Consider the following 7,715-nt stretch of genomic DNA (forward strand, 5'->3'; position numbering starts at 1 on the left):
ACCTGCCAGCGAGAGCAGGGGCGAGATCTGGTACAGCTCGCTGATCACCTCGTAGGTAAGCGCCGAAAGTATGGTGTTGATGGAATTAAAATCATTATGAACCCCGGTTAACGGTTGGTTAAGGTTGCGGGTTAATTCAACAACGGCAACACCCAGATCAAGGTTGATATGCGCGTTCATGCTAATGAGCAAGTGCTGTAATACCAGTTTCGACGATTTATCAAAAATATCGAAAGCCAGTTGCCACGAATGGGAGCAAGGCTGCTTTTGCTGCCAGCAACGATAAGCCGTGATGTACCTGTTGGCAAATATTACGTCTAACTGTTCCATACGTGCCGGATTTTCAAACTCACGGTTTTGAATGCCTTCCCTCACCTTGCAGGTAACCTTATGGTACAGGGCCGCAAAATACCCGGCGCGACTGTCGGTTTTTATGGCGTCGGCGATAATGGCTTCCAGTTGTTCAATAATTTGGTCGATAGTTTGGGCTTGTGCAATAGGTTCCATAACAGGCAGATAGGTTTCAGGTATATTTAATTATTTTAAAGATAGGATTTTTGTTGATGGCTTGTACACCAGCTTTTTAAATGCAATTAAAAGCGTAGGACTAACTATCTTATTAATTAATAAGTTATATTTATATCAAGTTTTCTTAGTTCTAAATAAACCTTACCTATGACCGCAGAACAGTTAACAACAGAAATAGACGGTTTGAAGAAGGAGCTCGTCAAGCTCAAAAAAACTTCAGACGAGGATAAGAAAAAAGATTTCTGGCTTAAGTTTTTTTCATCGATCTTTTTGCCGCTGGCCATCACCGCATCCGGCTATTGGTTTTCGCAGGCCATTAAAAAGCAGGATATGGAGCAATCCCGTGATCATGATGTGCTTGCCAACCAGCAGTATCAGCAGCAAATGCAGCTATCCATACAAAACCAACGGCTGGAAACCTATAAATTTGTTACCCCGCTACTGGATATTATGGTGAACAACCCCGATCCGCAAAAGCGTGTTTATGCAGCCAAAGTGATCACCGAGGTATTACCCAATGATGCCCCGGAACTTTTGAAAACTGCTATTGCTTCTGATCCTGCAAATACCAAGAAATATCAAACGGCATTAGACAGCACGCAGGTTAAACTGGCTGCGGGCTTATTTTCTGACAACAGCTCGACCCGCACAAACAGCGCCAATGATATTATGGTGAACTGGTATAAAACCGCAAGCATTGTACCGACTTTGATTGATTATGCATCAAACAATATGGGCAACACCAACGGCATTTTTAATACCGTGGTTGTGCTGCAAAACATGCATGGCAATGTTTTAAAAGTGAATAAAGCTAAGATCCAGGAGTTTTTACAGAAGGTAATGAAGCTGGACAACATGCATAATACGGTTGCAAACGCAACGGAGCTTTATAAAGAATTGAATACGCTATAGTTTATTGCACAAATAAGTGTGAAGTGATTTTGATTTTGTTGCTTGTTTGGGGGGATCACTAATAATATTTCTAATTTTTTAACCTGAAAGAAATAATATTTGTAAAAGTGCTTTTGTGATACTAAAAAACGGCTATTTTATAAAACTAAAGTATGTTTTATTCGTACTGATTATAGTATTAATTAATTATTCACCTAAAATTAAACACTATGATTACGTTATTAATAGCATTAAGCGCAAGTGCATTATGCGGTTTTTTTGTTGCGCACAGTACAAATGAAAATGAATGTTAATTGTAATAGGCTAAACGGGGTAATTATGTGAAAAGGCTGATCAGAAATGATTGGCCTTTTTTGTTGGTGGTTGTCAGGCTGAATGCTGGTGCACGCATTCAGCGTGTATCCTCAATGGAAAGGTATAAAGCTTGGTGGGGTAATGACGTGTTTCTCAATATGAAGGAATATAGCGACGAGTGATTGCGTGTTACTTAGCATGCGGGGCACACGCGACACGCGTGCACCAGCGAAAGGTTTCAGGTTGGTTTTAATTGTTTTAAAGATTGGGTTTTGCTGATTGCAAAATCAGGTAACAACGTTATTTGCTGCTTTTGGTAATTTGTAATATTTTCACGGCTTAAATACTAACAACACCTGAGCTTTATGCGCAAATTTTTTATCCTCCTGTTACTGTGTGCTGCCTTTATTAATGCAGGCGCCCAGCAAAACAACGTTCTTAACCACTGGAATCCCGGAAGCTATTACGACCTGCAAAACAACAAGATAATCGGCTTTATTAGGTGGAATGTCCCTGATCGTAGTCTTTTCAAAGGCGCTGGGGATGATTTCATGTATCGTGTTACCGCTAATGGCGATAAGCAAAAGATTAAAACTGCGCAGTTTCGGGCTTTTGTAATAGGGATAGATAGCTTCGTGGTATCGCATAATAAAGACCTTGAGCTTTTTCCTATTTTGTTGGTGCTTATTGATAAGCCAACCAAGCTATATGTACGCTTGCGTAATAACCAAACTGCGGGAGGCTTTGGTGGCCCAGTCCCCATGTTTTACTCCAATCTTAACAGAACTTATTACTATGGCCCGGATCCGGACAACGTTACCGAGCTCGACCGCCAGCATTTTATTGCAGTTATGAGTGATATGGTGCGCGATAAGCCGGCACTGGTAGAAAAAATAAAAAATAAAGAATATCGCAAGGCCGATATGGAGGACATTCTTGACGAATATTACTTTGAACGGAACGCCCAAATAGCTAAAGAGGAGGAAAAAAAGAAAAGCGAAGAAAAGAACAAGAAGAAGGAAGAGGCAAAAAATATTGAAGAATAACAATTATCGGCTAAATATTAGGGCTGTAATCTGATTGTGATCTATAAGTTTTAATGCAGTAAAAGATATTGATAGTAGTTGATGATAAACCCCGTTTGATTTTAAACTTGAACAGCGTGCGCCAGCGAGGGGCATGAAAAAACAGTACCCGGATATTCCCCAAAATTAGTGGTCTTAATGTGCAACAGGGATCCGGAACAAGGGGATTGATATTTAATCTACACGTTTGCTATCCAAAGATTAATATCCGCTTTCGAATCAATATTCAGTTTTTTCCTGATGCGGTGCTTCTTTCCTTCAACAGACCGAACAGATGTTTTAGTGTAACGAGCTATTTCTTTAGTATCAAAATTGATGCGCAGCAGTATACACAGCTCAATTTCGGTAGCAATAAGGTTAGGGGCAAGGCTTAACAACTTTTCGGTAAACTCGGGGTATAGCTCATTAAACTTCGCCAAAAAAAGAGGGTTATTATCCATAGCCAGCTCCACTATCTCTTTTAAACATTCAAGCGAATATTGGGCTGTACTTATAACCACCATTTTTGAAAGTTCTTCTATTTTCCCCTCACTTACTTTTAACTGTTTTTTGAACTTACCGGAGAAAAAGATTAAAATACATACGGCAGAAACAAGTAATATAAATACCCCTGCCAGTACGCTGATTAAACTGGTGTTGTTTTTGGCCAATTTTTTATCTTCAGTTTTCAGTATATCGTTCAACGGGGTTTTAATGGCCGATTTTTCTGCCTTGTTTAGGCTGTCAGTTAATTTCATGCTTAATTCCAGCAGTTCTCTCGCTTTTTTATCATCCTTTAAGGCTGCATAAACCTTTGAGAGGCCGGTGTAAATTTCTTTTAGCTGGTAACCATTGCCCATCTCTTTGGCAGCAGGAATGGCTTTGTAGTAATAATTTTTGGATTGGGTATATTTTTGTTCCCTGTAATAAAGGTTTCCCAGGTCGGTATTTGCAAATGCTTTAACCGTGATGTCTTTATATTCATCGGCTAATAAAACCGCTTTGTTGAAATACACCTCAGCCGAATCGTATTTTTTTAATTCAAAAAAACTTACGCCTAAATTATCTGTAGCCAATACCCTGCCGTTTGCAAAATGACTTTTTTTACTAACTTTTATATGTTCAAGATAGCTTTTTTGGGAAAATAGCAGTGTTGTATTAAGATCACCTTTGGCTTGCTGGTTGTTGTCACTCAGTGCGTTATAGATATAACCTAAACGGTAATGCCTTATGTCTGCATTTGCTATCTCTGAGGCTACAGGTAAAGCAGCGTTCAATATCTGCCGGCCCTGTTTGTAAAAGCCCAGGTTTGTATAGCTCATTCCCTTAAGGGTCATGAGGTGGGTATGGTACGATGGGTTGGTTATTTTGGGTACAGCATTTTCGGCCAGGGTTACGTATTTTAAAACATCTTCATTGCGGCCTGCATTATAACTTTTTAAGGCTGCAAGGGTGATCCCTTCAATAGTACCATCTTCATATTTTATTTTCCTGGCGCAATCGCTTGCTTTAATACCAAGTTTAATGCTCTGTTCTGTATCGTTTATCTGCTCTGCTACCTTGATGATACTATCAATTTGCTTTACACTATTGTATTGGGCATAACCTTTAGTATTACATACAAGCAACGCAGCAAAACATAGTTTTGCTATTAGTCCTCTCACGTAAGTTTAAATTAACTGGGACTCAATAATAATGATATTCAATAACATTTTGCACCATGAAGTAATCGGTCAACCCTTAATTTTTACTATTTGCCATGTGTTTACGGTAACGTACCCGATATTTTGATAAATGCTTTTAGCTGCTGTAGTTAGCCACAAGGGGCTTTTTTTGAGGTGGGTAGATATGGGTAGTTGTTTTTGCTTGCTATTTTATTTGTAATGCTTCTATTTGCGGCCTTAAATACTGTTTGCCGATCCCATAAAACATATGTTTTTACACGCAGAGAAGAAGGGCCTTTTGTAATGCTAACCAATTACCTGTTTAAGCTTGATTAGCCTCGGGGCTAATCAAGGCTTAACAACGGTTGCCATATGTTTCAAACATGAAAAATTGCCTCATTACTTTAACCGGCTATTCTGTTGTAAAGCATTATGAAGTTTTAAGTTTAATTCATAGCCCTACATTAAATTATGCAGCAATACCATTTTGAATTGCTAAAAAAAAACGTATCCGAAGTATCTGACATCCCGAATATCACCGCTGCCGATTGTAAAAACCTGAGTGATCTTATTTTCAAAAAAACTAAAGCATGTATAAGTGAAACCACTTTAAAAAGGGTTTACGGTTTGGTTCAATCAAAACATAACCCCTCGCAGTTTACGCTTGATGCATTGTGTAAATACTGCGGTTATGAAAGCATCGGTGATTTTTTAATTAAGCATGGGCAACAACCGGCAATAACAGGCTTAACCAGCTGGAGTAAAATTGCTGCCGATGTTAATAATATAACAAATTTTACCATCCGGGCTTTAAAAAACAGGTCGGGCATACCTTTTAAGTACACCATAGCCCGTAAATCAGCTTCATTTTATCTCGATGCTTTTTTGGCCTCAGATGCTGTTGCCACGGCCCTGATAGCACCGGCCGGTTTTGGTAAATCAATAGCCCTGCTACACTGGCTCGAAGAAAAACTGGAGCTGAACGCCGCGAATAAATCAAATGATATTTTCCTGTTTTTTAGCACACAGGTTTTAATGTCGGTACTGCAGAGCGGGCAAAGTATCCATTTTTGGCTGTTATCGCTATTGGGCTGTGGCAATACCGAGTATCATGAAATACTGAAAAATGCCGGCAAAGGGAAGTTTTATTTGATCATTGATGGATTTGATGGAACAACATTCAGGAACGATCAGTTTCAACTCATATTAAACCAGCTCATTAATATATTAGGGATTTACCATGAAAGCAGGTGCTTTAGGCTCATTTTAACAATGCGGTCAAATACCTGGATCAATTGTGGGCGGGAATTTGGATTTATCCGCAAAAAATGGTTCGAAAGTTTTATTGGTGATCCGGGAAATGCCATTAATATGCCCTTGCTTGGCGCTCCGGAAATTATGGAGATAAGCCAATTGATCAACCCTAAAGCCGGGCACGGTGTAAGTATTGATGTTGCAGAAACCCTTTGTAATCCCTTATACCTGGAGTTGTATTATAAACTAAACCCTCAGACATTTAACCTGCAAAAAATTGATGCCTTAACCCGGTATGAGCTAACAAGTAATTTAGTGCTCGAAAAGATCTACTTCAATAGATACGCGGTCGAAAAAACGCAATTCCTGTACGAGCTTATCAGCCTGATGAATTTGAAAGATGAAAGCAGTAGCATGGGGCAGGTACAGGTATCTGAGTTGGCGGGCAGTAATGAACAGGTTTACCAGGCTTTGGATAGCTTGCATTTTTTAAGAACCATCAATAAAAGTACCCTTCTTCAGCAAAACATCTATATGGAATTTTGCTCAAAAGATACCCTCGAATATTTCATTGCCCAATGGCTGCTATCGATGCATGGCAATAGGTTTAATGAGGCCCTTATTGGCTATATTAATGATCATTTAAATCATAATTTAAGGTTGAGTGTTGTTAAATGGCTGGTTTTAACAGTAGTTAATGCCGGCGAAAAAAATGAACTACATAATTTAACACACATCAGTATTCCTTTAAATTTAAAAGCCGGTCTTTTATCTTTTTTAAGCGATGTATTAGAACACGAATACGTTACGCTTACCGCAGACGGAACCGGCATGCAGAAATTCAGAATTGAAGATAGCCTGCTTGATTACTTCATTGGAATTGAGTTTATGGCCCCCGGGTATTTAAAAACGCTTAATACACTGCTCCGTTTTGAAATAAGCAGCGACAGGCGTTTTTTATTACATTGTTATAAAGCCATATTGGGCATTGTTACTTTAGATCTTGAATTGTTGCAACAACAGATTGAAGAGTTGAACGAGTTTTCGCCTGCAATCCTTTTAAGCTACCCCATAAACCCGGTAAATTGTATTACAGCGGTTTTTAATTTTCTTAAATATGGCATTGTTGATAAAGCTGTATTGGGCCAAATAACCATGTTTAGCTTTAACCCTGTATTTTTTGACCCTGGTAACAACAATGAAGCTGCTAACAATATGATAGGGGTGCTGATGGCCGGCACTCTGATTATAGGTCAAAACCCACGCAAATTACTCCGGGTTGTCCGGATCTTAAATAAGTCGCACAAAGCTTCGCCGGCTTCCTCAATAACGTATCCGTTTATTTTAAAGATGTTTTTGGCCGATACAGCTTTTGCACTTGAGGATGAAGAAAGTCTTTTACAAACAGAAGCGGATATTGCCGAAATTATTACTGCCCGGCAGGCTATCACCCCGTACCTGGAAGTGCTTGTTCATGTGCTTAAAATCAAAATTGCCATTGTTCAGCAGCGGCATGAGGCAATTATGCATGAGTTCAGGATCATCATGTTGTTAGCTAACGCCCATAATTTGAAGCTTGTAAAATTATATACAACTTCCCTGCTTTTAAAAAAACACCTGCTTATGTACCAACCGCAGTTTATCCGTTTTTACCGGGAAGTAAATTATGAGCACACCAAAATTATTGCCGAAAGCCAGGTTGTGGAGTTTTGGGAAAGGCAATTGTTTTAGCCTGATTTTAATTCAGCTTTAAATATGTCTTTTTATAAGTGCTCAGGATTTCTTATAGCTGGTGCACGCGTGTCGCGTGTACCCTCAATGAAAAGGTATAAAGTTTAATGAGATATGACTTAATGAGATATGACTTAATGAGATATGACGTGTTGCTAAGTATGAAAGACATAGCGATGAGGAGTTGCGTGACTTAGTATGCGGGGCACACGCGACACGCGTGCGCCAGCGAAGGGTGTCTTGCTGAGTGTCAAAAATTGCTGGCGGG

5 protein-coding genes are annotated in these 7,715 nt (G+C 39.3%); 3 read left to right on the plus strand and 2 right to left on the minus strand.

From position 1 onward, the window contains the following. The coding region (locus tag VF500_RS22785; protein ID WP_330861879.1) for a DUF5995 family protein at window positions 1-507 on the minus strand (507 nt) is incomplete at its 3' end. A 168-nt stretch (window positions 508-675) separates the two neighbouring features. Between VF500_RS22785 and VF500_RS22790 the strand changes: the two genes are divergently transcribed. Beyond that, window positions 676-1,440, plus strand: a complete 765-nt coding sequence (locus VF500_RS22790; RefSeq protein ID WP_330861880.1) for a hypothetical protein — start codon at window positions 676-678, stop codon at window positions 1,438-1,440. A gap of 659 nt (window positions 1,441-2,099) precedes the next feature. Further along, window positions 2,100-2,780, plus strand: coding sequence for a hypothetical protein (locus VF500_RS22795; protein ID WP_330861881.1), 681 nt, complete (start codon window positions 2,100-2,102; stop codon window positions 2,778-2,780). Window positions 2,781-2,998: 218 nt separating this feature from the next. Here VF500_RS22795 and VF500_RS22800 read toward each other — a convergent pair whose 3' ends face one another. Further along, window positions 2,999-4,462 (minus strand): tetratricopeptide repeat protein, encoded by a 1,464-nt coding sequence (locus tag VF500_RS22800; RefSeq protein ID WP_330861882.1) that lies wholly within the window; start codon window positions 4,460-4,462, stop codon window positions 2,999-3,001. A gap of 471 nt (window positions 4,463-4,933) precedes the next feature. On the opposite strand from VF500_RS22800, the gene VF500_RS22805 reads away from it, so the two are divergent. Next, window positions 4,934-7,447, plus strand: a complete 2,514-nt coding sequence (locus VF500_RS22805) for a hypothetical protein (RefSeq protein ID WP_330861883.1) — start codon at window positions 4,934-4,936, stop codon at window positions 7,445-7,447. Window positions 7,448-7,715 lie beyond the last annotated feature (268 nt).

It is taken from the genome of Mucilaginibacter sp. (assembly GCF_036383575.1).
GTDB lineage: Bacteria > Bacteroidota > Bacteroidia > Sphingobacteriales > Sphingobacteriaceae > Mucilaginibacter.

Coding starts and splice junctions, on each gene's coding strand:
- VF500_RS22805 (WP_330861883.1), top strand. CDS start 4,934: ATGCAGCAATACCATTTTGAATTGCTAAAAAAAAACGTATCCGAAGTA.
- VF500_RS22790 (WP_330861880.1), top strand. CDS start 676: ATGACCGCAGAACAGTTAACAACAGAAATAGACGGTTTGAAGAAGGAG.
- VF500_RS22795 (WP_330861881.1), top strand. CDS start 2,100: ATGCGCAAATTTTTTATCCTCCTGTTACTGTGTGCTGCCTTTATTAAT.